General features: G+C 69.2%; 17 protein-coding genes and 1 pseudogene. 11 read left to right on the top strand and 7 right to left on the bottom strand.

Annotated elements, in window-relative coordinates:
• Positions 1-86: 86 nt before the first annotated feature.
• Both IEZ21_RS03485 and IEZ21_RS03480 read right to left on the bottom strand, forming a co-directional pair.
• A complete protein-coding gene (locus IEZ21_RS03485; RefSeq protein ID WP_189320425.1) occupies positions 87-770 on the bottom strand; it encodes a glycerophosphodiester phosphodiesterase in 684 nt (227 codons plus the stop codon).
• A gap of 17 nt (positions 771-787) precedes the next feature.
• A pseudogene (locus IEZ21_RS03480) lies at positions 788-1,968 on the bottom strand (adenosine deaminase).
• Between the two features lie 307 nt (positions 1,969-2,275).
• Between IEZ21_RS03480 and IEZ21_RS03475 the strand changes: the two are divergent.
• The 6 genes from IEZ21_RS03475 to IEZ21_RS03450 all read left to right on the top strand — a co-directional run bounded on the left by IEZ21_RS03475 (position 2,276) and on the right by IEZ21_RS03450 (position 9,139).
• Positions 2,276-2,950, top strand: a complete 675-nt coding sequence (locus tag IEZ21_RS03475; RefSeq protein ID WP_246567252.1) for a DUF4190 domain-containing protein — start codon at positions 2,276-2,278, stop codon at positions 2,948-2,950.
• A gap of 596 nt (positions 2,951-3,546) precedes the next feature.
• Positions 3,547-4,770 (top strand): ABC transporter substrate-binding protein, encoded by a 1,224-nt coding sequence (locus IEZ21_RS03470; RefSeq protein WP_189320422.1) that lies wholly within the window; start codon positions 3,547-3,549, stop codon positions 4,768-4,770.
• 5 nt (positions 4,771-4,775) lie between these two features.
• Entirely contained in the window at positions 4,776-5,930 is a 1,155-nt protein-coding gene (locus IEZ21_RS03465; RefSeq protein ID WP_189320902.1) for an ABC transporter ATP-binding protein, read from the top strand.
• On the top strand, positions 5,927-6,853 hold the full coding sequence (locus IEZ21_RS03460) for an ABC transporter permease (protein ID WP_189320421.1): 927 nt from the start codon (positions 5,927-5,929) through the stop codon (positions 6,851-6,853). Before IEZ21_RS03465 ends, IEZ21_RS03460 begins: the two co-directional genes overlap by 4 nt.
• The gene (locus tag IEZ21_RS03455) at positions 6,854-7,654 is read left to right on the top strand and encodes an ABC transporter permease (RefSeq protein WP_189320420.1); all 801 of its coding nucleotides are present in this window, start codon (positions 6,854-6,856) and stop codon (positions 7,652-7,654) included. It begins immediately after the preceding gene.
• 57 nt (positions 7,655-7,711) lie between these two features.
• Positions 7,712-9,139, top strand: coding sequence for an NAD(P)/FAD-dependent oxidoreductase (locus tag IEZ21_RS03450; RefSeq protein ID WP_189320419.1), 1,428 nt, complete (start codon positions 7,712-7,714; stop codon positions 9,137-9,139).
• Between the two features lie 5 nt (positions 9,140-9,144).
• Here the strand turns inward: IEZ21_RS03450 and IEZ21_RS03445 are convergent, their stop codons facing one another.
• From IEZ21_RS03445 to IEZ21_RS03435, 3 genes are all read right to left on the bottom strand, one after another.
• On the bottom strand, positions 9,145-9,825 hold the full coding sequence (locus IEZ21_RS03445; protein WP_308429610.1) for a phosphatase PAP2 family protein: 681 nt from the start codon (positions 9,823-9,825) through the stop codon (positions 9,145-9,147).
• Between the two features lie 351 nt (positions 9,826-10,176).
• Positions 10,177-11,859: a PucR family transcriptional regulator gene (locus tag IEZ21_RS03440; protein ID WP_189320417.1), complete on the bottom strand. Its 1,683-nt coding sequence runs from the start codon at positions 11,857-11,859 to the stop codon at positions 10,177-10,179.
• A gap of 178 nt (positions 11,860-12,037) precedes the next feature.
• A complete protein-coding gene (locus IEZ21_RS03435) occupies positions 12,038-14,149 on the bottom strand; it encodes an ATP-binding protein (RefSeq protein WP_189320416.1) in 2,112 nt (703 codons plus the stop codon).
• Positions 14,150-14,421: 272 nt separating this feature from the next.
• On the opposite strand from IEZ21_RS03435, the gene gabT reads away from it, so the two are divergent.
• Positions 14,422-15,756 (top strand): 4-aminobutyrate--2-oxoglutarate transaminase, encoded by a 1,335-nt coding sequence (gene gabT, locus IEZ21_RS03430; RefSeq protein WP_189320415.1) that lies wholly within the window; start codon positions 14,422-14,424, stop codon positions 15,754-15,756.
• A gap of 96 nt (positions 15,757-15,852) precedes the next feature.
• Here the strand turns inward: gabT and IEZ21_RS03425 are convergent, their stop codons facing one another.
• Complete coding sequence (locus IEZ21_RS03425) at positions 15,853-16,698, bottom strand: RNA-guided endonuclease InsQ/TnpB family protein (protein WP_308429608.1); 846 nt, start codon at positions 16,696-16,698, stop codon at positions 15,853-15,855.
• Between the two features lie 677 nt (positions 16,699-17,375).
• Between IEZ21_RS03425 and IEZ21_RS03420 the strand changes: the two genes are divergently transcribed.
• Positions 17,376-18,839: an aldehyde dehydrogenase family protein gene (locus IEZ21_RS03420; protein ID WP_189320414.1), complete on the top strand. Its 1,464-nt coding sequence runs from the start codon at positions 17,376-17,378 to the stop codon at positions 18,837-18,839.
• 111 nt (positions 18,840-18,950) lie between these two features.
• On the opposite strand, the gene IEZ21_RS03415 is transcribed toward IEZ21_RS03420, so the two are convergent.
• Complete coding sequence (locus IEZ21_RS03415) at positions 18,951-21,815, bottom strand: glycoside hydrolase family 3 protein (protein ID WP_189320413.1); 2,865 nt, start codon at positions 21,813-21,815, stop codon at positions 18,951-18,953.
• Between the two features lie 375 nt (positions 21,816-22,190).
• Here IEZ21_RS03415 and IEZ21_RS03410 point away from each other — a divergent pair, with 375 nt between their 5' ends.
• The 3 genes from IEZ21_RS03410 to IEZ21_RS03400 are packed head-to-tail and all read left to right on the top strand — an operon-like array spanning position 22,191 to position 25,879.
• Positions 22,191-23,885 (top strand): extracellular solute-binding protein, encoded by a 1,695-nt coding sequence (locus IEZ21_RS03410; protein WP_189320412.1) that lies wholly within the window; start codon positions 22,191-22,193, stop codon positions 23,883-23,885.
• A gap of 27 nt (positions 23,886-23,912) precedes the next feature.
• Positions 23,913-24,947 carry an ABC transporter permease gene (locus tag IEZ21_RS03405; protein WP_189320411.1) on the top strand — a complete coding sequence of 345 codons (1,035 nt, stop codon included), beginning with the start codon at positions 23,913-23,915 and terminating at the stop codon, positions 24,945-24,947.
• Complete coding sequence (locus IEZ21_RS03400) at positions 24,944-25,879, top strand: carbohydrate ABC transporter permease (protein WP_189320410.1); 936 nt, start codon at positions 24,944-24,946, stop codon at positions 25,877-25,879. Before IEZ21_RS03405 ends, IEZ21_RS03400 begins: the two co-directional genes overlap by 4 nt.
• Positions 25,880-25,881: the final 2 nt, after the last annotated feature.

Here is a 25,881-nt window from a genome sequence, read left to right as displayed (position 1 = left end):
CTTTAGGGGCGCGGGGCTGTATCAATGTGCGGCTCCGCCGCGCGGGCGCGACCAGCCACGACGAACCCGCAGATGACTCACTGGCTTCAAGCGGAGCGCAGCGCGCACAGCGTGTCGATGCGGTTCGTCGTGATCGAGTCGACCCCCGCGTCCAGCAGCCGTCGCATCGAGCGGCGGGTGTCGGGGGTCCAGGTCGACAGGAGGTGGCCGTCGCGGTGGACGCGGGCGGCGAGGTCGCGGTCGACCAGGCTGAAGCGGTAGTTGAGCCAGCGGGGGCGGATCGCTTCGAGGAGGGCGGGGCGCGGGGGTGCGAGCGTGGTCCAGGTGAGGGCGATCTCCGCGGCGGGGTCGGCCGCGCGGACGGCGAGCATGGTCTCGGCGCCGGCGCTGTAGTACACGCGCTCGTCGGCGCCGAGATCACGGATGACGTCGACGATCCGGCGTACGGCCCGGGGGTTCGCGGAGCCCGGCAGGTCGACCATGAAGCGGCCGTGATCGGTCGCCTTCAGGGCCTCCTCCAGGGTGGGAACGCCGCCGGAGGTGAGTCCGTGCACTTCGTCCGAGGAGAGCGAGACCAGCGGCCGGTCGTGTTCCCACAACCGCTTCAGCGTCGCGTCATGCAGCAGCACCGGCACATCGTCACGGGTCAGCCGCACATCGAACTCCACGGCGTCCGCGCCCCGTTGGAGCGCGGAACGCAGCGAGTCGATCGTGTTCTCGCGGATGCGGTAGGGGTCGCCGCGATGGGCCACGGCTGTCACGGTGCGCATGGGCCCATTGTGCTGGGTCAGTTCGCGAGCCATGCCGCGGTGTAAGTGTCGATCTCCCCTGCCAGCTCCGTCTTGCCTGCCGGGTCGAGGAACGACGCCTCGACGGCGTTCTTGGCGAGCGTGGCGAGACCCTGTTCGTCGAGGTCCAGGAGGCGGGCGGCCACCGCGTACTCGTTGTTGAGGTCCGTGCCGAACATCGGCGGATCGTCGGAGTTGATCGTCACGAGCACCCCGGCCCGTACGAACTCCTTGATCGGGTGCTCGTCGAGCGTGCGGACCGCGCGCGTGGCGATGTTGGAGGTCGGGCACACCTCCAACGCGACGCGGTGCTCGGCCAGGTGCGCGAGGAGCTTCGGATCCTGCGCCGAACTCGTGCCGTGTCCGATGCGCTCGGCGCGCAGCTCGGTCAGGGCGTCCCAGACGGTCCCCGGCCCGGTCGTCTCACCCGCATGCGGCACGGAACGCAGCCCGGCCGCGATCGCGCGGTCGAAATACGGCTTGAACTGCGGCCGGGCCACGCCGACTTCGGGCCCGCCGAGCCCGAACGAAACAAGGCCCTCAGGGCGGAGCTTGTCCGTGGTGGCAAGCCGGGTGGTCTCCTCGGCGGCCTCGAGGCCCGCCTCTCCCGGAATGTCGAAGCACCAGCGCAGTACGGTCCCGAAGTCGGCCTCGGCTGCCTTGCGGGCGTCCTCGATCGCGTCCATGAACGCGCCCTCGTCGATGCCGCGACGGGTCGAGGAGAACGGCGTGACGGTCAGCTCGGCGTACCGGATCCGCTGCCGCGCCATGTCGCGGGCGATCTCGTACGTGAGCAGGCGTACGTCCTCCGGGGTGCGGATGAGGTCCACGACGGACAGGTACACCTCGATGAAGTGGGCGAAGTCCGTGAACGTGAAGTAGTCGACGAGCGCCTCGGGGTCGGTCGGCACCTTGGAGTCGGGGTGACGGGCGGCCAGTTCGGAGACGATACGGGGGGAGGCGGAGCCGACGTGGTGCACGTGGAGTTCGGCCTTGGGCAGTCCGGCGATGAAGTTGTGCAGGTCGCGCGGGACGGGCCCGGTGGGCGGGACGCTCGGGTCGCGGTGGTCGGTCACGGGTTCCTCCCCGGGAACGGCGCCCTGCCTGTGTCCGGCGGGCGCGGGTGATCGGCTGATCGGTGGTGCGGGACGGTGCGGAGATCATCGTAGGCCGGGGTCATGAGCCGGTGGTCCGGCCGTAACATGACAGAACGTACGACAGAGGGGACTCCGCGCATGTCCGACGACGCGCAGCCGCCGGGTACGCCGGGGAACGGCGAACCGAACCCGTGGGCTCCGCCTGAGCACCGGGCTCCGACTGCCGGAGCCCCGAGCGCAGGTCCGCAGGACGCGACTCCTCAGGTTCCCTTGGACAAGCCGGGCGCTGCGCCGTATCCGGGGGGTGGGGCAGCTTCGGGAGCGGGGGCTTCTGGGCCGCCCTACGGCGCCGGGGGCTTAGGGCAGCGGGGCGGCGTCGGCTCGCCTTCCGTGCATGACCAGCCGACGGTCACCTCGATACCCGGCGCGGGCACGCCGCCTTCGCCGGGCGGCGCCCAGCCCTGGGCCAATCCCGTGGCACCGCCGGCCGCTTCCGGCCCCGGCAACCCGTTCGCGGGCCCTGGCGGTACGCCCCCGAATCCGTCGAGTCCGTCGAATCCATCCGGCAACCCCTTCGCGGCCCCGGGCGGCGGCCCCGGCGAACCCGTTCCCCCGCCCCCCATCTCCCCGGAAGGGCCGGGCCAGGCGTCCTACGGCTATGGCTACGGCTACCAGGGTCAGCCCTACTATCCGGCCGCCCCTGGCGCCGGTCCCGGTTACGGCTGGCCCGGGATGCCCATGGCGCCGAGCAACGGCATGGGCACGACGGGGATGGTGCTCGGGATCATCTCGGCGGTCGGCTTCTGCCTCTGGCCGGTGGCCATCATCCTGGGCGTCCTCGCCGTGATCTTCGGCGCGATCGGCCGCGGAAAAGCCCGGCGGGGCGAGGCGACCAACGCCGGCCAGGCCCTGGCGGGGATCATCTGCGGAGCCGTGGGCATTGTGTTGGGCATGGCCATGTTCGTGCTGGTCATCATCGCCCCCGGCCTGCTCGACGACAGCGAAACGGGCTACTCGAACCCGGGTGACGACGGCTTCAACACATCGCTCGTCGCCGAACGCTAGCGGCTCCGCCGGGGTGCGGGTAGGCGGGGGTTGGGGTGGGAGGGGTTTTCTTCCCCAGTCCCGCCCCTTCCCGAAACTGGGGGCTGCGCCCCCAGGCCCCCGCCAGGGGGTGGTGGGTGACAGTCGTGTCGCGGCTGCGGGTGCGTCGTGGCTGGTCGCGCAGTTCCCCGCGCCCCTGAAAAGCAAAAGCCTGCGCCTACCCGGGCGCCCCGGGGAAGCCCGTACCCCCAATGACCCGCAGCCTCCCGCCGGCGGGAGGGGGCGTGGGCCGGTGCGTCGTATGCCCGTCGCTTAGCTTCGGTCTCGGAGAACCAGGACCGTGTACCAGTCCAGGGCCGTATGCCCGCCCTGCGACGGGCTGACGCACCGGACCGCGGCCCCGCACCCCCCACCCACCCAGGGGCGCGGGGAACTGCGCGACCAGCCACCCACACACCCGCACCCGACAACGATCAACAGATTCCGTCGCTTAACCAAAAGGCAACAACGGAATCCCTTGTTGCATAGGCCCCCCTCTGCCAGGATCAGCCTTCAAATCGAGCTGGAGCCACGCCACCCCCCTCCCCCGGAGGGGAACGGCGGCGGAGGAGAGCGACATGCACAATGCGGGCCAGAACAAGCACGTGCAGCGCAGCATCAGGAACGGCGGACCCTCCGTCACCCGCCGTTCACTGCTGCGCGCCACCACCGGCGGCGCCCTCACCCTCGGCGGCGCCGCGACACTGAGCGCCTGCGGCATCCCGGCGGCCAAGAACACCGCAGGTGTCGACTCCGACGACCACTCGGCCAAGGAGAAGCGGATCAGCTTCTCCAACTGGACCGAGTACATGGACGTCGACGACAGCGAGAAGCGCCACCCCACGCTCGACGCGTTCACGAAACGCACCGGCATCAAGGTCAAGTACACCGAGGACATCAACGACAACGTCGAGTTCTTCGGCAAGATCAAGCCACAGCTGGCGGCAGGCCAGGACACCGGCCGCGACCTCATCTGTGTCACCGACTGGCTGGCCGCCCGGCTGATCCGTTTCGGGTGGGTCCAGAAACTGGACCCGTCCAACCTGCCGCACGCGTACGCCAACCTCTCCCAGCAGTTCCGCAACCCCGACTGGGACCCGGGACGCGCGTACTCGTATCCCTGGACCGGCATCTCCACGGTCATCGCGTACAACAAGAAGGCACTCGACGGCGTCGAGGTGAAGTCCGTCTCCGACATGCTCGACAACCCCAAGCTCAAGGGACGCGTCGGTTTCCTCTCCGAGATGCGCGACACCATCGGCATGACGCTGCTGGACCTGGGCAAGGACCCGGCGAAATTCACCGACGACGACTACGACGCGGCGATCGCCCGCCTCCAGAAGGCCGTCGACCAGGGCCAGATACGCCGCTTCACCGGCAACGACTACACGGCCGACCTCACCAAAGGAGACCTCGCGGCCTGTATCGCCTGGGCCGGCGATGTCGTCCAGCTCAAGGCGGACAGCCCCGACGTCGACTTCGTCATCCCCGACAGCGGCTACATGACGTCGACCGACAACCTGCTGGTCCCCAACAAGGCCCGCCACAAGACCAACGCCGAACGGCTCATCGACTACTACTACGAGCCCGGCCCGGCCGCACAGCTCGCCGCGTACATCAACTACGTGTGCCCTGTGGACGGTGTGAAAGCCGAACTCGCGAAGATCGACGAGGACGCGGCGAACAACCCGCTGATCATCCCCGACGCGGCCATGGCCGCCAAGTCGCGCTCCTTCCGCTCTCTGAGCACGAAGGAAGAGACAGCGTACGAAGAGAAGTTCGCAAAGCTCACAGGGGCGTGACCATGATGACGAAAGACACCAGCGGCGATGTCCGCCTCTCCGGGATCAGTAAGACGTACGGCTCCTTCACCGCCGTGCACCCGCTCGACCTGACCGTCCCCCAGGGATCGTTTTTCGCGCTCCTGGGGGCATCGGGTTGCGGAAAGACCACCACCCTGCGGATGATCGCGGGCCTGGAGGAGCCCACTTCGGGAAGCGTGTCCCTGGGAGACCAGGACGTGACGAACCTGCCCCCCTACAAGCGGCCGGTGAACACGGTCTTCCAGTCGTACGCCCTCTTCCCGCACCTCGACATCTTCGAGAACGTCGCCTTCGGTCTGCGCCGGCGCGGCATTAAGTCGGTGAAGAAGCAGGTCGAGGAGATGCTGGAGCTCGTACAACTCGGTGAGCAGGCCCGCAAGAAGCCGCACCAGCTCTCCGGCGGCCAGCAGCAGCGCGTCGCCGTCGCCCGCGCGCTGATCAACCACCCCAAGGTGCTGCTCCTCGACGAACCCCTCGGCGCCCTCGACCTCAAGCTGCGCCGTCAGATGCAGCTCGAACTCAAGCGCATCCAGACCGAGGTGGGCATCACGTTCATCCACGTCACGCACGACCAGGAGGAGGCCATGACGATGGCCGACACGGTCGCCGTGATGAACGCGGGCCGGGTCGAGCAGCTCGGCTCACCCGCCGACCTCTACGAGAACCCGAACACCACCTTCGTCGCCAACTTCCTCGGCACCTCCAACCTCATCGAGGCCGAGGTCGACACCAAGAGCGGCGACGAGATCGTGCTCAAGGCGGGCGGCGGCAAGCTCTCCCTGCCGGCCGCGCGCTGTTCGGCGCCCACCACGACCGGCGGCAAGGTCCTGGTCGGAATCCGACCCGAGAAGATCTCCCTCACGCACGCCGACGACGCGGGCGGGATACCCGAGGGCCGCAACCGCATCACCGGGAAGATCGCCGACAGCAGTTTCATCGGCGTCTCCACGCAATACGTCATCGACAGCCCCGTCTGCCCCGAGTTCGAGGTCTACGCCCAGAACATCGACCGCGACGCCCGCCTCATCCCCGGCGCCGATGTCGTCCTGCACTGGAACCCGGCCCACACCTTCGGCCTCGACGCGACCCAGGACATCGATGCAGGTGTCGAGACAGTCGGAGAAGAGGCCTCGGCATGACGACCGTCACCGAGGCGCCACCGCCTCTCGCACCCACCCCGCAGAAGAAGCCCCCGCGCAGAAGAGGCCGCCTCACCCCGTACTGGCTGCTCCTGCCCGGCATCCTCTGGCTGCTGCTCTTCTTCGCGCTGCCGATGGTCTACCAGGCCTCCACGTCCGTGCAGACGGGTTCCCTGGAGGAGGGCTACGAGGTCACCTGGCACTTCGCGACCTACTGGGACGCGGTCTCCGAGTACTGGCCGCAGTTCCTGCGCTCGGTCCTCTACGCAGGCACCGCCACCGCCCTGTGTCTGCTGCTCGGCTACCCGCTCGCCTATCTGATCGCGTTCCGCGCCGGCCGCTGGCGCAATCTGATCCTGATCCTGGTCATCGCGCCGTTCTTCACCAGCTTCCTGATCCGTACGCTCGCCTGGAAGACGATCCTCGCGGACGGCGGCCCGGTCGTCGGCGCCCTCAACTCGCTGCACCTGCTCGATGTCACGAGCTGGCTCGGCATCACGGCCGGCGACCGCGTGCTGGCCACGCCGCTCGCGGTGGTCTGCGGACTCACGTACAACTTCCTGCCGTTCATGATCCTGCCGCTCTACACCTCCCTCGAGCGCATCGACGGACGCCTCCACGAGGCGGCGCACGACCTGTACGCCAAGCCGTTCACGACCTTCCGCAAGGTGACCTTCCCGCTGTCCATGCCGGGCGTCGTCTCCGGCACGCTCCTCACGTTCATCCCCGCCAGCGGTGACTACGTCAACGCCGATCTGCTCGGCTCCACGGACACCCGCATGGTCGGAAACGTGATCCAGGGGCAGTTCCTGCGGGTTCTCGACTACCCGACGGCCGCGGCTCTTTCCTTCATCCTCATGGCCGCGATCCTCATCATCGTCACGCTCTACATTCGCAAGTCCGGGACGGAGGATCTGGTCTAAATGACCCTCGTACGCTGGCTCAAGCGCCATCTGGTCGTCCTCGCCGGGCTGTTGACGCTCGGATATCTGCTTCTTCCGAACGTCGTCGTCACGGTCTTCTCCTTCAACAACCCGAAGGGGCGCTTCAATTACGAATGGCAGCAGTTCTCCACGGACGCCTGGACCGATCCGTGCGGGGTTGCCGATCTGTGCGGTTCGCTGTCACTGAGTCTGCAGATCGCGGCCTGGGCGACACTCGGCGCGACGGTTCTCGGCACGCTGATCGCCTTCGCGCTGGTCCGCTACCGCTTCCGCGCGCGGGGCGCCGTGAACTCGCTGATCTTCCTTCCCATGGCGATGCCCGAGGTCGTCATGGCCGCCTCCCTGCTGACTCTTTTCCTCAACATGGGCGCTCAGTTGGGTTTCTGGACGATCTTGATCGCCCACATCATGTTCTGCCTCAGCTTCGTCGTGACAGCCGTCAAGGCGCGCGTCATGTCGATGGATCCGAAGCTGGAGGAAGCCGCCCGGGATCTGTACGCCGGACCGATCCAGACATTCGTCCGCGTCACCCTGCCCATCGCGGCCCCCGGAATCGCCGCCGGCGCGCTGCTCGCCTTCGCGCTCTCCTTCGACGATTTCATCATCACCAATTTCAACGCGGGCGCGACCGTCACCTTCCCCATGTTCGTCTGGGGCTCGGCGCAACGCGGCACACCCGTCCAGATCAATGTCATCGGTACGGCCATGTTCATCGTCGCCGTACTGATCGTGCTGTCCGGAATGGTCATCAGCGGTCGCCGAAAGCGGCAGAGAGCATAACCGGGACAACCGGAACAACCGGGTAGAACTGCCGAAATTCTGTGGGGAGTTGACATCATGGCCCCAAGCGCCATGACCCGTTTGAACCACTGGACGAAATCCCTCTCCGAAGCCCAGCCGGTTTCCTACTGGCTGGACGACCCCGGAAAGCCGCGTCCCGAGCCCGCCCTCACCACCGCCGAGACCTGCGACCTGCTCGTCGTCGGCGGCGGCTACACCGGACTGTGGACCGCGCTGCTCGCCAAGGAACGCGAACCGCACCGCGATGTGGTGCTCGTCGAAGGCCGCGAGGCGGGCTGGGCCGCCTCCGGCCGCAACGGCGGCTTCTGCGCCGCCTCGCTCACCCACGGCCTGGCCAACGGCCTCAGCCGCTGGCCGGACGAGATCCACACACTCCAGAAGCTGGGCGCGCGCAACCTGGACGCGATCGAGTCCACCGTCGCCCGCTACTCCATCGACTGCGACTTCGAGCGCAGCGGCGAGATCGACGTCGCCACCGAGCCGTACCAGGCCACCGAACTCCGCGACTGGTACGAGGAGTTGCAGCGCCACGGACTCGCGGACGGCATCGAGTACCTGGACGCCGACGCCGTACGGCAACAAGTCGACTCACCGACATTCCTCGCCGGCCTCCACGACCGCCACGGCGTCGCGCTCCTGAACCCCGCCAAACTCGCGTGGGGCCTCAAACGCGCCTGCGTCGAGCTGGGCGTCCGCGTGTACGAGCACACGCCCGCGCTCGCCCTGAAGACGCACGGCGCCGGTATGGCCGTACGCACTCCGTACGGCAGCGTCCGCGCCCGCCACGTCGCCCTCGGCACGAACATCTTCCCCAACCTGGTCCGACGCGTCCGCCCGTACACCGTCCCGGTCTACGACTACGCGCTGATGACCGAGCCGCTCACCGACGCCCAGCTCGCCTCCCTCGGCTGGAAGAACCGCCAAGGCCTCGGCGACAGCGCCAACCAGTTCCACTACTTCCGGCTGTCGGCCGACAACCGTGTCCTGTGGGGCGGCTACGACGCGGTCTATCCGTACGGCGGCCGGGTCCGCGCCGAGTACAACGACCGCCCGGAGACCTATGCCAAGCTCGCCGGGCACTTCTTCACCTGCTTCCCGCAACTGGAGGGCGTCCGCTTCACGCACGCGTGGGGCGGCGCGATCGACACCTGCTCCCGTTTCTCGGCCTTCTTCGGTACGGCACATCAGGGGCGGGTCTCGTACGCGGCGGGCTATACGGGACTCGGCGTGGGAGCGACCCGCTTCGGCGCGAACGTGATGCTCGACCTGCTGGCGGGGGAGCGTACGGAACGTACATCCCTGGAAATGGTCCGCAAGAAGCCGCTGCCCTTCCCTCCGGAGCCCTTCGCCTGGACGGGCATCGCGCTCACCAAGTGGTCACTGGCGCGGGCGGACGCGCACGGTGGCCGACGCAATCTGTGGCTGAGGACGATGGACAGGCTGGGCCTCGGCTTCGACAGCTGACGTACTCATCCTGCCTGGCGACGACGGGAGTTCAGGAACACCGTGAGCGCGATCAGCAGCATCGCGCTCAGCACCAGACTCGCCACCACGTCCAGCGGCCAGTGATAGCCGCGCCGGACCAGACCGAAGCCGACGAAGGCGACCAACACCAGGTAGCCGATGGTGAGTTCACGACGGATGTACGAGCCGCGCAGCCAGGGCAGCAGAAGCAGGACGGCCGCTCCGTAGGCGACGGCGGCCGTCGCCGTGTGGCCCGAGGGGTAGTAGCCGTCGCCCGCCATGCCGGGTGGACCCGTGCGCCCCACGGCCTCCTTCAGCGGGATGACCAGCACCGGTACGGCGGCCATGGTGACCAGGGCCGCGAGCGTCGGCAGCCACCAGCGGGACGTACCGGCGCGACGCGCGCGCCAGGCGACGTACGCGAGAACGACGACCAGGACCGGGACGGCGACCGTGACGTTGCCGAGATCGGCGAGGAGTTCGGCGACGCGGTCCGGCAGTGGACCGTCCGCGATCGCCCGGCCCAGGCGCTCGTCGGCGCGGCGCAGCGGGCTGTCGACGACGGCCTGCCAGGTGAGGAACGCGAAGAGCAGGGCCAGAGTGGCCAGAGCCGTCAGGGAAAAGGTCGGCCGCCCCGGAACAGGGGGGGTAGTTCCGAGGCGGCCGCAAGGACCGGGTCGTCGCACGCCCCGGGGGGTTTGGGGCGAGCGACTGTCCGATCGGTGAGGAGACCCTCCGGAGCCGGAAGCTCCAGTAGTGTGCGCGAGGGCACGACCAGGGCGAAGCTGGGGAGGCCTCGACCCTGAATCGCCCACAGTCCCCTGTGGGCGGGGTGTATCTCTCATCTGGATAGAACCTACGACAGGGGATTGGCGTCCGACAGACCGATTCGCCTCCCGCCATGCACCCCGCACACGTTCTTCACATGATTCGTGCGAGGATGCCCCGGTGTTCACACCGGGGAGGAATCCACCTCGAACCGATGACGTGGAGCGCCATCGCGTCCGGTGGTCGGGCACACCCGCGAACCGCGCCGCCTACCCGCCGGAGGCCGACACCTTCAGGGCCAGCCACAGCTCCATCCTCGTATCCGGATCGTCCAGCGACCGCCCCAGGATCTCCTCGACCCGCCGCATCCGATACCGCAACGTATGCCGATGCACCCCGAGATCCGCCGCAGCCGCATCCCACTGCCCATGCCGCGACAACCAGGCCCGAAGGGAAGCCACCAGATCCCCCCGCCCCGTCGCGTCATGCTCGTACAACGCCCGCAACAAGCCGTCCGCGAACGCCCGCACGGCGTCGTCCGCGAGCAACGGCACCACGGACCCCGCGGCCAGCTCCTCGTGCTCGACCAGCACCCGCCCCCGCCGCCGGGCGACGGACAGGGCCTGTTCGGCCTGCTTGTACGCAGCCGCGGCGGCAATGGGGCCGGCAGGAGCCGACAGTCCGACCACCAGCTCGTCCTCGTCCACGCCCTGCTCGGCCGCACCCCGATCGGCCTGGAGTGCCTCCGCATACTGGGCGCAGGACGCGACCACCGCTCCCCCGTCCGCGGCCAGCACCACCAGCCGCTCCCCGTCGGGCACGACCAGCACGGCCTCCCCCGACCGGGCCGCCGCGGCCTCGACGACCTCCGCGAACCCACCCACCGGATCAGCTCCGGCATCGGCCGTAGCGTCAGCCCCCGAAGCCGGAGCCGCTGCCGAAGCCGAGGTTGAGAGCAGACCCCCGCTCACGCCCCGGCCCCGCGTACCCGGCACCGCCCCCGACTCCGCGAGGATCACGCGATACGGAGCATCGAGCAGCTCCCCGTACAGATCCCCCGCGGCAGCCCGAGCATGGTCCGGCTGCCCCGCCAGCAGCATGCGCAGCACAGCCGCCCCGATCCGCTGCTCCGCGGCATACAGCGACCGCGACCGCTCGGTCGTGAGCGTCAGCAGAGCGATCGCGGAATGCACGGCGTACCGCTCGGCCGTACCCGGCGCCGCGGCGGTGCCCACGGCCAGCGCCCCCAGAGGCCGCCGCCCCGTCCCCAGCGAGTGCAGTTCGACGCGGTCCTCGTCCTCGCCCTCCTCGGAGGACCCCCGGACGACGGAACTCGCGGGCACGCTCCGCTCCCACAGCCGTTCCACGTCGGCGGTGAGCAGGGCCGCCCGCCGCCCCGCCCACTCGGGCGCCGTCGCGACGACGGCACCGGTCGCGTCGTACAGGGCGGCCCACCCGTCGATCTGCGAGGCGAGCGCTGCCAGCAGGCCCTCGGGTCCCTCGCTCAAGGCCCGCTTGGTCAGCTCGCGTTGGGCGGCGAAGCCGGCGGTCACGGCGCGGTACTGGTCGGCGGCGATCGCGGCGGAGACGGCCTTGCTGATGGCGAGGAAGGGGGTGCGCCGAGGGACTTCGAGAAGCGGCAGGCCCTCCCGCTCCGCGGCGTCGACCAGCGCCTTCGGAATCTCCTCGTAGTGCAGCCCGACCGCGAACCCGAGCCCCGCGACCCCCGCCCCCGCGAGCCGCTTCACATAGCGCCGCATGGCCTCGGGGTCCTCCGCGTCCAGCTGGAGCGCGGTGATCAGGAGCAGCTCCCCGCCCTCCATGTACGGCACGGGGTCGGCGAGTTCGCTGGCGTGGGCCCAGCGGACGGGCCGGTCGAGGTGTTCCTCTCCCGCGCGCACGGTGAGTTTGAGCGCAGAGTGCTGGACGAGCGAGGCGAGCGTGCGGGGCATGGGACCTTCGGGTCTTCCTGGCGAGGCCTTCACCGGAGCGGCGGAAGTGCAGTGAGGAGCGGAGGGTGTGATCTTTTGGCCGTCACGTATGAACGACCTGTGTCGATTCTGCCTCACTGTACGGTGACCGCATCACGTTATGTCCAGATGTCCTGCCACCTGTCCGGCCCGAGCGGTGTCAGCCGCGAAGATCCACCAGCAACGGCGGCGCATGCTCCCCACGCACACTCGTGAGCGACAGCACCGCATGCCCCGGCGGAACGGCATGCGCCAGCTCGGACGCGGACCACCGCTCACGTTCGACCTGGCGGACGGTGACGGCCCGGGCGGTGGGCGCACGTCCCGTGATCACCCGTCGCACGGCGTGGGCGGTCTTGCCGAGCGGGGTCTCGGCGATGATCTGCCGGTCGGTGACATCCGTCGCCTCGGTCCACTCCTTGCCCCACACCTCGGCGAAGTCCTGCCCGTCCCAGGGCGTGAGCCCGGACAGCGCCACCCGGCAGCCGATCGCCCCGAGCAGCGGCGACCTGAGCGGCCGCGGCACATCGTCGAGCGTACGCAGGGTCATGACCACCCCGGCGTTGGCGGACCGCAGCCGCTGGACTCCTCGTACGGCCTCGGGGGTGACGACGCCCGTCGCGTCGTCCAGCACCAGACACGCGAACAACGACCGGTCCTCGCGCACCGCCACACTCGCCGTGAACTGCGCGAGCACCAGCCTGGCCAGGATCCGCGAGGCGTCGGCGTGCCCGCGTTCGGGCAGGTCGATGCGTACCCGCACCGGGTGGTCCAGGGCGCGCAGGGAGAAGGGCCTGGACTGACCGGACGTATCGAAGAACCTGGCGAAGGCGGGCCGGTCCAGCAGCGCCACCCGATCGGCCAGCACCGAGCCGATATCGCCCGGATGCCCCGACTGCCGCTCCCGGGCGTCGAGTTCGCGCAGCAGCGACTCCTGTCCGGCCTCCGTGAGCGCCTTGCGCAGCGCGCCGAGCGGGCCGGGCGCACCGTCGAGGAGCTGCCGCAGTTCGGGTACGGAGGGGAAGCGCCCGTGGACCGCGCGATACGGCCCGAGCAGTTGGGCGAGCACGGTGGTGGAGCGGCGGCTGTCTCCGCCGGGGTGCGGGTCGGTGAGGTCGCCGACCAGTGCCTCGGCGAGGACGGCCGCCGCCTCGTCGGGGTCGTGGGTTCCGCCGTACAGGTCGAGGTCGTAGACGGACTCGGGATTTCCGACCCGTACGACGACGTCGTACGCGTCCGCGGGCCCGAGCCCCGCGCCCGCGGCCCCGACCACGACGACGGCGGCCCGCCCGGCGAGCGCGTGCAGGCACAGCGATTCGGCGAGCGGCCAGACGACGCTGCTGGTCTTGCCGGATCCGGCGGGGCCGACGGCGAGCAGGGAGGTGCCGAGGAGTTCGGGGCCGAGGCCGAGTCCGGTGCCGCGGTAGGCGTACGGATTGCGCTTGTCGTCGGCGGTCGTGCCGAGCCGGACCTGCCCGGTGACGAGGTCGTGCTGGGCGAGGCGCCCCGGAAGATCACGCTCGCCGGAAGGGTGCAGACAGGCGGCGGCACCGTCCTTGAGCACGGCGCCGGTGAAAGTGGAGAGACTGTGCCGGCCGCTGCGTACGCCCTGCCAGGCGCGGGTGATGCGCGCATGGTCGACGTCGCGCATCAGCCCGGAGCGGGCCTCGGCGGCGAGCCGTTCGGCGGCGTCGGTGGCTCCGACGTCGCGGAGCCCGGGCCACTCGGCGGGGTCCCGCTGGGGCGGCGGGGCGACGGGCCGCTCCCGCTCCCGTCGCAGGCGCGAGGTCACGAACCGGCGCCACACCTCGCCCCATCGGCCGAGACGCCCGACGCTGATCATGATCATCAGGGCCACGACGGTGTACCAGGTGTAGCTGAGGACCACGCGGGTGTAGGAGCCCGGCTCCGCCCAGGAATCGGGAATCATCGCGTAGAGAGGCACCAGCCACCAGCCGCCCAGGTAGCCGTTCCACAGCAGCGACCAGATCAGCCATCCCACGAGGAAGGCGATCAGCGCACCGCTGAGCAACTGCCGATTCGAGACGGCCTCCGGCTCCTCGTCCGGCCGCGGCCGGTGCCCGAACCGCCACACCCCCGGCGCCGCCTCGGGCCGGGGAGCCCGCAGCCAGGCCAGGAAGGCGGAACCCTCCGGCATCGGCGGCGCGCCCGGCGCCTGCGCGGGCCGTGGCGGTACCTGAGGCGGCCCCGCCGGGCGCGGCACACGATCGGCGTGTGTGCCCCGTGCGTCCTGCGTGCCGTCGCTGTCCATCGCCCTTGTCCCCTGACCAGCCGTTCGATCCACCATCAGCGAGCCAATCTAATGCCCCCGCAGGGGGAGTTCACCGCTTACCGGGCCGGGCCGGGGTCGACCCCTCGGCCGCCGCCATGTCCACCGCGGACAACCCGGCGGGCCGACAACGCCCACATGGAGCATGCCCACTCCTCACCCCCACCCCTAGCCTGCGAAGAGCGAGCTGTCCGAAAAGACCCCTCCGCACAGACCCCGCTGGACCCCGTCGCAAGACCCCAGGGAGCCCCCTCATGAGCGCACTTCCGCAGGAGCGCCGCCTCGTCACCGCCATCCCCGGCCCGAAGTCGCAGGAGCTGCAGGCCCGCCGCGTCGCCGCGGTCGCGGCCGGCGTGGGGTCCGTGCTGCCCGTGTTCGCCGCGCGCGCGGACGGCGGGATCATCGAGGACGTCGACGGGAACCGGCTGATCGACTTCGGCTCCGGAATCGCCGTGACCGGCGTCGGCGCCTCCGCCGAGGCCGTCGTACGGCGAGCGTCCGCGCAGCTCGCCGACTTCACCCACACCTGTTTCATGGTCACGCCGTACGAGGGCTACGTGGCCGTCGCCGAGGCGCTGGCCGAGCTGACCCCCGGTGACCACGCCAAGAAGTCGGCCCTGTTCAACTCGGGCGCCGAGGCCGTCGAGAACGCCGTCAAGATCGCCCGCGCCCACACCAAGCGCCAGGCCGTCGTCGTCTTCGATCACGGCTATCACGGCCGTACGAACCTGACGATGGCGCTGACCTCGAAGAACATGCCGTACAAGCATGGCTTCGGTCCCTTCGCGCCGGAGATCTACCGCGTACCGGTGGCGTACGGCTACCGCTGGCCGACCGGCCCCGAGAACTGCGGCCCCGAGGCCGCCGCGCAGGCCATCGACCAGATCAGCAAGCAGGTGGGCGCTCAGAACGTGGCCGCCATCGTCATCGAGCCGCTCCTCGGCGAGGGCGGCTTCATCGAGCCGGCGAAGGGCTTCCTTCCGGCGCTCAGCGAGTTCGCCCGGGACAACGGCATCGTCTTCGTCGCGGACGAGATCCAGTCAGGTTTCTGCCGCACCGGTCAGTGGTTCGCGTGTGAGGACGAGGGCATCGTCCCGGACCTGATCACCACGGCGAAGGGCATCGCGGGCGGTCTGCCACTGGCCGCCGTCACGGGCCGCGCCGAGATCATGGACGCCGCGCACGCGGGCGGCCTGGGCGGCACCTACGGCGGCAACCCCGTCGCCTGCGCTGGCGCCCTCGGCTCGATCGAGACGATGAAGGAGCTCGACCTGGCCGCCAGGGCGCGGCACATCGAGACGGTCATGAAGGCACGTCTCGGCGCCATGCAGGAGAAGTACGAGATCATCGGCGACGTCCGCGGACGCGGCGCCATGCTGGCCATTGAGCTCGTCAAGGACCCCTCCACCAAGGAGCCGAACCCGGAGGCCGCCGCCGCGCTGGCCAAGGCCTGCCACCAGGAGGGTCTGCTGGTCCTGACCTGTGGCACCTACGGCAACGTGCTGCGCTTCCTGCCGCCCATGGTCATCGGCGAGGAGCTGCTCAGCGAGGGCCTCGACATCCTGGAGCAGGCGTTCACCCGCATCTGAGCAGGAGTTCTCTCATCCGGTTCCGCTGCGGGGCGGCGACGAGCGAGACATGTCACCTTCTTGGTCGCGAACGGCCGAGTTTGTGTACTCGGTCGTTCACACCTTGTCGCGCTCCCGACTGCCCCCTACGACGGGACGGTCACGGGTCGCATCTCCCTGCAATCCGGCCTGTTCAGGCTGGTGCGGGACGAGTGTGGTGACGAACACCCACGCCGAGCGTGCGCGGTTGCGCACGTTGACCCCGGCGACGTGGTCGGCGGGCCCAGCGAGGCCGCACCGACGACAACGGAAATGGTCCCGGTCGGGCCGGTTGGCCCGCTCGGTGTGCCCGCAGCGCGGGCAGCGCTGCGACGTGTAGGCCGCATCCACCTCCAGGAACGGCACCCCGGCCCGTCGGGCCTTGTAGGCGAGGTGCTGTCCGAGTTGGTGGAAGGGCCAGGAAGACAAGGTGCCCCGCTGGTCGCGGCGAAGCCGTACCCGCTCGCGGATCCCGCCGAGTTCCTCGACGGCGATCCCGCGACCGGTGCGTTGCGCGACGGACACGATCTCCTTGCTGATCCGGTGATTCACCTGGGTGGCATGACGCTGCTCCTTACATGCACGGCCCGCCAGGCGGCGCCTGGCCGAACGGGTGCCCTTGGCCTGTAGCTCGGCCCGTTTGCGGGCCTGCCAGCGGCGATATCGCGAGAGGCGGCGGCCCTGGTAGTTGGTGCCGTCGCTGGTGGTGGCGAGGTTGACGATGCCGCGGTCCACCCCGATCCAGTCACTCGGCTCATACACCTCGGGATCGGGAAGGTCGCAGGTCGCGATCAGGAACCACTTCCCGCCCCGCTGGACCAGGTCGGACTCGCCCTTGCGGTACTCCGCCAGCACCTTGAGTTGGTCGGGCGAGCCGGTGAAGCGGATGCCGCGCATCCGCCCGTCCACCGTCCAGATGGACACCGTGCGCGCGTCCGTCTGCCAGGACAGGCACCGGTCGTCGAACGGCTGTGCCGCCTCGGGCCGGAAGGCGACCGGTGAACCGACCGCCTTGCGGTACCGCTTCGACCCCGGACCGCCCAGCCGCCCAGCCGCCCGGCTGTCAGGCTCGCCGCGAGCGCGCCGTAGGCGTCCACGACCTTCTTCACCACCCGCACCGCGGGCTGTGCCGACAGCCCGAAGGTGGCCTTGATGTCCGCGTAGACCAGTTTCTGCAGGCCGTTGCGGTCCTTGATGCCTGTTGCGAAGGCGGTCCGGGAGACGTGGTCGGCGGCCCGGTTGCAGGCGCGCAGGGTCGCCTCCAGCGCCGCCGCCTGCTCCGGCGACGGCAACAGCTTTACCTGCACCACCAGCTTCACGACCCCAAACCTAGGCAGCACCTCGCACGCCCAGGCGGACTTCGCACACAGTCACCCATCCGTGCGATCAACTGGCACGCACGAGCGAATTCCCGACCCGCCCACGGACCCAAGGGGCGCGGGGAACGACGCGAGCAACCACAATCAACCCGCACTCGCCAAAGTGGAGCATCAGGCATGGCGAGTGGTACAGGCCGGACAAGCCGCCACTCCGGCCGCCAGGCCTACCGTGGGCACGTACAACACGTGCAACACCACGTCGACCGAAGGGCCGGACCCCCTATGACCGCCACGCACGCCTTCTGGCTCGCCGGCCGCCAGGCGACAGGTGACACCACGTTCGAGGTCACGTCCCCGTGGGACGGACGCGTCGTCGGGACGGTGAGTGTGCCGAGTGACGCACAGGTCGACGAGGCCGTCGCCGCCGCGCACGCCGTGCGCGACGAGTTCGCCGCCACCCCGGCCCACATACGCGCCGCCGCCCTCGACCACGTCTCCCGCCGACTCGTCGAGCGAACCGAGGAGATCGCCCGCCTCATCTCCGCCGAGAACGGAAAGCCGCTCAAGTGGGCCCGCGGCGAAGTCGGCCGGGCCGTGTCCGTGTTCCGGTTCGCGGCCGAGGAAGCCCGGCGCTTCAACGGCGGAGAGGCCCAGCGACTCGACACCGACCTCGGCGGACAAGGACGGCTCGCGATCACGCGCCGTTTCCCCAAGGGCGCCGTCCTGGGCATCGCACCCTTCAACTTCCCGCTCAACCTGTGCGCCCACAAGATCGCCCCGGCCATCGCAGCCGGCGTCCCGATCATCCTGAAGCCCGCACCTGCGACCCCGCTCTCAGGCCTGATGATCGGCGAACTGCTCGCCGAAGCCGAGACCGAAGCGAAGAGCCAGTTGCCGCGCGGAGCGTGGAGCATCCTCCCCGTCGCCAACGACCGCATGCCCGCCCTCGTACAGGACGAGCGTCTGCCCGTCATCTCGTTCACCGGATCCGAGAAGGTCGGCTTCTCGATCATGGACTCGGTGCCCCGCAAGCACTGCACCCTGGAACTGGGCGGAAACGGCGCGGCCGTCGTCCTGGCCGACTACGCCAGTGACGAGGACCTGGACTGGGCGGCAAGCCGTATCGCCACCTTCTCCAACTACCAGGGTGGCCAGTCCTGCATCTCCGTCCAGCGGGTGATCGCCGACGCCTCCGTGTACGAGCGGCTGGTGCCCCGTGTCGTCGCCGCCGTCGAGGCCCAGGTGACCGGCGATCCCTCCGATGACGCGACCGACGTCGGCCCGTTGGTGAGTGAGGACGCGGCCAAGCGCGTGGAGGGGTGGGTCGACGAGGCGGTCGAGGCAGGGGCCCGGTTGCTGACCGGCGGCAAGCGCGACGGCGCCTCGTACGCGCCGACCGTTCTCGCCGAGGTGCCGGGCGACGCCACGCTGTCCTGCGAGGAGATCTTCGGACCCGTCCTCACCCTGCACAGGGTTGAGGGGGAGGCCGCCGCCTTCGCCGCCGTCAACGACTCCAAGTACGGCCTCCAGGCAGGGGTGTTCACCCACGACCTGCAGACCGCCTTCCGCGCGCACCGGGCGCTGGAGGTCGGCGGCGTGGTCATCGGCGACGTCCCCTCGTATCGCGCCGACCAGATGCCGTACGGCGGAGTGAAGCAGTCCGGAGTCGGGCGCGAGGGCGTGAAGTTCGCGATGGACGACTACACGTACGAGCGGGTCATGGTGCTGACCGGGCTCAACCTCTAGCTTGTGACAATCGTTTTCATGTAGGCTCGGGTCGTATCCCGGGATGAAGGGGCCCGGCGCCGATGCCTTCCGGTGCCGGGCCCCTTCTGTGCGTCAGCTTGGTCCGGACCCTCAACCGGAGAAGCCGACGCGCGCGAGCCGAACCCGGCCGCGCAGCTTGATGTGCAGGTCGTGGACCCCGGTGACGTGTGCCGCTGGGCCGGCCACGGTGGTGTAGTCGTACGGGCCTGTCGTCGCCGGGATGTCGAGCCGCGCGAGCACCGTGCCATCCGCGAGTGCGAGTTCGGCCGAGCCCTCGCCCGCCGCCTCGATGGAGGCCATGGTCGTACCGTCGGCGAAGTCGCAGGCCAGGAAGACCAGTTCGGCCTCACCATCACCCACGTCCTCACCCGCGCCCGCCGGCGTCACCGCGTCGCCCGACTCCTTCGTACGGTCGACGATCTCGGCGTCCCGCTGCTCGTCGAAGTCGGCGGCGTTCAGACCGAGTTCGAGGACCGGACGGGGAGGCGCGGGAGTGCCGTCGAGGTCGATCGTGCAGCGCAGGCGGATGTCCTCGCTGGATGCGCCCACGAGCACCTCGTACGCTCCCGGCTCCAGCCGCCACCTGCCGTGTGCCACATCCCAGAACTCGAAGGTGTGCAGCGGGAGTTCGAAGGAGAGTTCGGCGGAGGCGCCGGGGGCCAGGTGGACTCGGCGGTGTGCCGCCAGTTCCCGGCGCGGGCGTGGGACCGAGGGGTGCACCGCGCGCGTGTAGAGCTGGACGACCTCGTCGGCGGCCACTCCGCTCGTGTTGGTGACCGTGACGGAGACCTTCAACTCGCCGTTGCCCTGATCGACTTGAAGGCCGTCGTAGGTGAAGGACGCATACGACAGGCCGTGGCCGAACGGGAAGAGCGGGGTGCCCTCGAAGTAGAGGTACGTCTGGCGGCTGCCGATCACGTCGTAGTCGAGGAGGTCGGGGAGGTCCGCGTCGGAGGCGTACCAGGTCTGCGGGAGACGGCCGGCCGGGGAGACGTCGCCTGCCAGGACGCGGGCCAGGGCGGTGCCGGCCGCCTGGCCGCCGTGGGCCGTCCACAGCAGGGCCCCGATGTCCTCGGGATCCACCGCGTACGGGTAGGCGGAGACGAGGGCCAGGGTCGTGTTCGGGTTCGCGGCACGGGCGGCCCGCAACAGGCGCTCCTGGTGCTCGGGGAGGCGGAGCGTCGTACGGTCCTCCGTCTCGCGGCCGTTGATGTGCGGGTCGTTGCCCGCGACCACGACCACCACGTCCGCGGTGGCGGCGGCCCGGGTCACCGCGTCCTCGCCACGCTCCGTGACGATCAGCTCGAAGATCTCCGCGTCCTGGGCGTCGTCGGCGGCAACCTTTACGCCGTCGGCGGCGACAGAGACGTACCGACCCGTCCCTACGTGCTTCAGGAGGTGCCCGTTCGCGTGGGAATCACGGGGTTCCAGGCGGAATGTCTCCTGGACCACCCAGCCGCCGGGCTGCTCCGCGGACGCTCGTACGTAGCCGTCGTCGGCGACGGAGAGGTAGCGGCCGTCGGGTGCGCGGAGGGTGAGGATGCCCTCGCCCCAGTCGATCAGCGCGAGGTCCGTACCCGTGACGTCGGTGGTCAGCGGGGGCAGGTCGGTGCGGCCCGCGAGGAGGGCCGGGTCCAGTGCGCCCTCGGCGCCGCGGGCTTCGTCGGTCACGTCGTCGGCGAGGGGCACGCTCAGATACGTACCGGCCGACGTCTTGAGGCGTACGCGGTCCACGCCCTCCGCGAAGTCGACGTGTTCGGCGCCGAAGCGCTCGTACAGGCCCTCCAGGGGTGTGGAGCGGTGGATGAGTGTGCCGCTGTACCAGTCGAGCTTGCACTCGTCGGCGAGGAGGCCGACGACGGCGATGCGGGTGCCTTCGGCGAGGGGCAGCAGGTCGTCGTTCTTGAGGAGGACGACCGCCTGTTCCGCGGCCTCCTGGGCGAGTGCGCGGTGGGCCGGGGTGTCGAAGTGCTTCGTGTCCGCGTGCGGGTCCAGGTGCGGGTCGAACTCGCCGAGCCGGAAGCGCACCGAGAGCTGGCGGCGGACCGCCGCGTCGATGTCCGCCTCGGTCAACAGGCCCTGGTCCAGGGCGCCCTGGAGACGTTCGACGATCTTCGAGCTGTCCGTGCCGTGGTCGGTGAAGCTGTCCACACCGGCGCGCAGGGCGGCGGCCGTCGCTTCCTCGTGGGTGTCGAAGTAGTGCTCGGAGTCGACCAGGTTGGAGGGCGCGCCCGCGTCCGAGCAGACCAGGAGTTCCTGGTCCGTCCAGGTGCGCAGGTGCTCGCGCAGGTACGGCGACACGTGGTTGGGGCGGCCGTTGACCAGGTTGTACGCGGGCATCACGCCGGCCACCGTGCCTGCCTCGACCGTCTCGCGGAAGGCGCGCAGGTCGTACTCGTGCAGGACGCGGGGCCGGACGGACGACGAGGTGATGTCCCGCTTCGTCTCGTTGTTGTGCGCGAGCCAGTGCTTGAGGACGGGGGCCGTGCGCCAGTACGCGGGATGGTCGCCGCGCAGGCCGCGGGTGTACGCCGTCGCGATCGCCGAGGTCAGTTTCGGGTCCTCGGAGTAGCCCTCCTCGTTGCGGCCCCAGAGGGGGTGGCGCAGGAGGTTGACCGTGGGCGCCCAGACGTTGAGGCCGACGCGGTCGTCGCGGGCGCGCATCGCGCGGGTTTCGGTGGAGACGGCTTCGCCGACGCGGCGTACGAGATCTGTGTTCCAGGTCGCGCCAAGGCCAACTGCCTGCGGGAACACGGTCGCCGGACCCATCCAGGCCACGCCGTGCAGCGCCTCCTGGCCGGTGCGGAACGCGGCGACGCCGAGCCGCTCCACGGCGGGCGCGAACTGGTGCAGCAGCGCGATGCGTTCGGCCACGGTGAGCCGCGACAGGAGATCGTCGACGCGCTTCGCGAACGGCAGCTGCGAGTCGCGGAAAGGCGGCGTTTGTGCGGTCACGCGGGCATCCCTTTGTGGAGGAGCGATGAAGAGCTTTCGAAGCGCTTCGATGCTCATTCGACCGGAGGGTGGGTGTCAAGACATCCCGAGGCAACATCTCCGCATCCTCTCCGGCGTTTCAAGGCCCAGATCAGACAGGTTCAGTCCTTTGCGCCTCGGAGGAATGTTCGGAACGGCTCTTGTGCACCCTTGGGTGTTCACTTAACCTCGCAGCAACATCGAAGCGCTTCGACTGATCGAAGGGGCCCATCCGGTGTCCACCTGGTGTGCACATCCTCCGAGGTCCGCTTCAGCTCAGCCAGCTTTCACTCGAGACACCGCAGCCGACGGCCACACCGCCGGGTGTCCTGGTGTGCGCCATGAAGGGTTGACGCAATGACGCCGAACTCCGCCTCCGCCTCCTCCGGACCCAGTCGGAGAAGCTTCCTCGCCTCCACGGCGGTCGCCACCGCAGCGGTGGCAGGTGGAATGCCGCTGCTCTCCGCCTGTGGCGGTTCGGACAGCGGCTCGCGTGAAGGCACCACGTCGGGCAAGGACGCGAAGAAGATCCTGCCGGCCTTCGTGGCCAGCAACGTGGTGACGCCGGACATCCCGTCCAAGAACGGCTCGTCGCAGGGCTTCACCGCCAAGCTCGACGGCGCCGATCTCAAGACCTCGGTCGCGAAGAAGCTCGGCAAGGGCGGCAAGGTCACCATCATGTCGCCGTTCTGGGGCTCCCCACCCAAGGGGAACAACCCCTACTACACGGCGATGAACGACCTGATCGGCGTCGACGTCCAGTGGCAGAACCAGGACGGCAACACCTACGACCAGAAGCTCGGCGCGATCCTCGCCTCCAGCAAGATCCCGGACGTGGTCGTCATCCCCGGCTGGAACATGATGGGCAAAATACCCAGCGCCATCAGCGGCAAGTTCGCCGACCTCGGCCCGTACCTGTCCGGGGACAAGGTCAAGGAGTACCCGAACCTCGCGGCGATCCCCTCCGGCGCCTGGCAGCGCTCCATCTTCGGCGGCAAGCTGATGGGCCTGCCGATGCCCGCCCCGACCGCCGCGAACATCGTGCCGCTCTACCGCCAGGACATCTTCGACAAGGAGGGCTACGAGGTCCCGCGGTCCGCCGACGAGTTCATGGCCCTGTGCAAGGACATCACCAACGCCCGCGCCAAGGTGTGGGCCTGCGGTGACATGAAGTGGACCGCGATGAACAGCTTCGGCGTGCGAGGGGGAGGGGAGAAGCCGCTCTGGTGGGACATGGAAGACGGAAAGCTGATCAACCGCCTCGAGACCCCGGAGTACCTGGAAGCCATCGAGTGGACGCGCAAGCTGTTCGCTGCCGGAGTCGTCCACCCCGACTTCAAGCTGGGCAAGAGCCAGACCGTCGACCCCGCCCCCAAGTTCGCCGCCGGCGAGTTCCTGATCTGGGACAACAACATCGTCCACTGGTACGGCCAGCAGGCCTCCCAGGCCACCCAGAACCCCGACTTCAAGATCTGGGGCATGGACATCTGGAACCACGACGGCGGTGACCCGACGCTGTACGCCGCCAACCCGGCCGGCATCTTCGCCTTCGTCAACAAGAAGGCCTCCGAGTCCGTCATCCGCGACGTCCTGGCGGTCGCCAACGTCACCGCGGCGCCGTACGGCACCAAGGAGTGGATGATGACCAACTACGGCGTCGAGGGCACCCACTACACGATCAAGGACGGCGTGCCCGTCAAGAACGACAAGGGCAACAACGAGGTCCTCAACGCCTATGTCATGGTGGCGAGCCCCGCCCCGACCATCGCCCACCCCGACTTGCCGGACTACACCAAGGCCATGGTCGAGTGGGAGCAGCGGATGGGGGCCTTCACCAAGAAGTCGTCCTTCTGGGGCCTTCAGATCACCGAGCCCTCCCGCTACACCAACCTCGCCAACGACTTCGAGCAGCTCGAGAACGACATCATCCGCGGCCACAAGAAGATCAGCGACATGCAGCAGGCCGTCTCCGACTGGAAGAGCAAGGGTGGCGACAAGCTGCGCGACTGGTACAAGAAGCTTCTCGACGAGAACGGCACGGCGGCGAGCTGACCAGGCTCTGAGGCAAGGAGAACAGCCGTGTCCCACAGCACGGTGCCTCGGAGCAGTGCCGAGGCCAGCACACCGGTGAAGGAACCGGTGGCGTCCGGCGACGCCACCGGTGTCCGGAAGGAACAGGGCTCGGGCAAGCTGAGCCTCCGGCTCAGGTTCAGACGCGACCGCGTCCTGATCCTCATGACGCTGCCGGCCATCCTGCTGGTCCTGATCTTCAACTACCTGCCGATCCTCGGCAACGTCGTCGCCTTCCAGGACTACGACCCCTACATCAGCGACAACGGCATCGTGTCCATGCTGAACAGCCCCTTCGTGGGCCTGGAGAACTTCCAGCGGATCTTCGAGGACTCGGCCTTCTGGAACGCCGTCGAGAACACGCTGGTGCTGTTCTTCGTCCAGCTCGTGCTGTTCTTCCCGATCCCGATCCTGCTCGCGCTGCTCATCAACAGCGTGGTCCGGCCCCGGGTGCGGGCCGTCGCGCAGGCGGTTCTCTACCTGCCGCACTTCTTCTCCTGGGTGCTGGTCATCGCCGTCTTCCAGCAGATGTTCGGCGGCGCGGGGATGCTCTCCCAACTGCTCAGGCAGAACGGGTACGACGGTCTCAACATCATGACCAACCCGGACACCTTCGCCTTCCTGATCACCGCGCAGAGCGTGTGGAAGGACGCCGGGTGGGGGATCATCGTCTTCCTCGCCGCGCTGGCCTCGGTTTCTCAGGACCACTACGAGGCCGCCGCGATGGACGGAGCCGGACGCTGGCGCCGCATGTGGCACGTCACCCTTCCCGCCCTGCGCCCGGTGATCGCCCTCCTCCTCGTGCTGCGCGTCGGCGACGCCCTGACCGTCGGGTTCGAACAGATCCTGCTGCAACGCGACGGCGTCGGACCGGGCGCGGGGGAGGTCCTCGACACCTTCGTGTGGTGGAACGGCGTGCGCAACCAGGACTTCGGCTACGCGGCCGCCGCCGGCCTCGTCAAGGGCGTGATCAGCATCGGCCTGGTCCTCGCCGCGAACAAAGTGGCCCATCTCATGGGCGAGAAGGGGGTGTACAAGAAGTGACCGCCGTCATCGACAAGCCGGTCAGCAAGCCCCGCTGGTGGCAAGCCCCGCCCCGCCCGGCGTGGGAGGAAGAGCCCTCGAAGGCGGGCCTGGCGGGCAAGAGCATCGCCCTGTCGCTCGCCTGCCTGGCGGTCCTCTTCCCGCTGTGGATCGTCGTCGTCACCAGCCTCTCCTCGCGGAAGACCATCGACGAGGCGGGCGGCCTGGTGATGGTGCCCAAGGGCATTACCTTCATCGCCTACCAGGAACTGCTCAGCGGCGGCCAGGTCACCCGCGCCACGATCATCAGCATCCTCGTCACCCTGGTCGGCACGCTGTTCTCGATGACGGTGTCCGTCCTGTGCGCCTACGGCCTGTCCCGCAGCGGATCCCTCGGCCATCGCTGGATCCTGATGACGCTGCTGGCGACCATGTTCTTCAGCGCCGGCCTCATCCCCACCTACCTGCTGGTGCAGTCCCTCGGCCTGACGGACAGCTATCTCGCGCTGATCCTGCCGAGTGCGATCAGCGTCTTCAACATCCTGGTGCTGCGCGGCTTCTTCATGGAGATCTCGCAGGAGCTCATCGACAGCGCCCGCATCGACGGCGCTGGGGACTTCCGGATCCTCTGGCAGATCGTCATGCCGTTGTCCCGGGCGGTTCTCGCGGTGATCACGCTGTTCTACGCCGTCGGGTACTGGAGCGCCTGGTTCAACGCGTCGCTGTATCTGAATCAGCAGGACATGATGCCGCTGCAGAACGTCATGATCCAGCTCGTGCAGAGGCAGGAAGCGCCGGTCGGTCTGGGGCAGGCCATCAAGACCGGGCAGCTTTCGGGGCTGGCCATTCAGATGGCGGTCATGGTGATGGCGCTGCTGCCTGTCGCCGTCTTGTCGCCCTTCGTCCAGAAGCACTTCAAGAAGGGCATGCTCACCGGCGCGGTCAAAGGCTGACT

This window comes from Streptomyces flaveus (genome assembly GCF_014647675.1).
GTDB lineage: Bacteria > Actinomycetota > Actinomycetes > Streptomycetales > Streptomycetaceae > Streptomyces > Streptomyces flaveus.
This window is presented reverse-complemented; position numbering and strand designations above follow the sequence as displayed.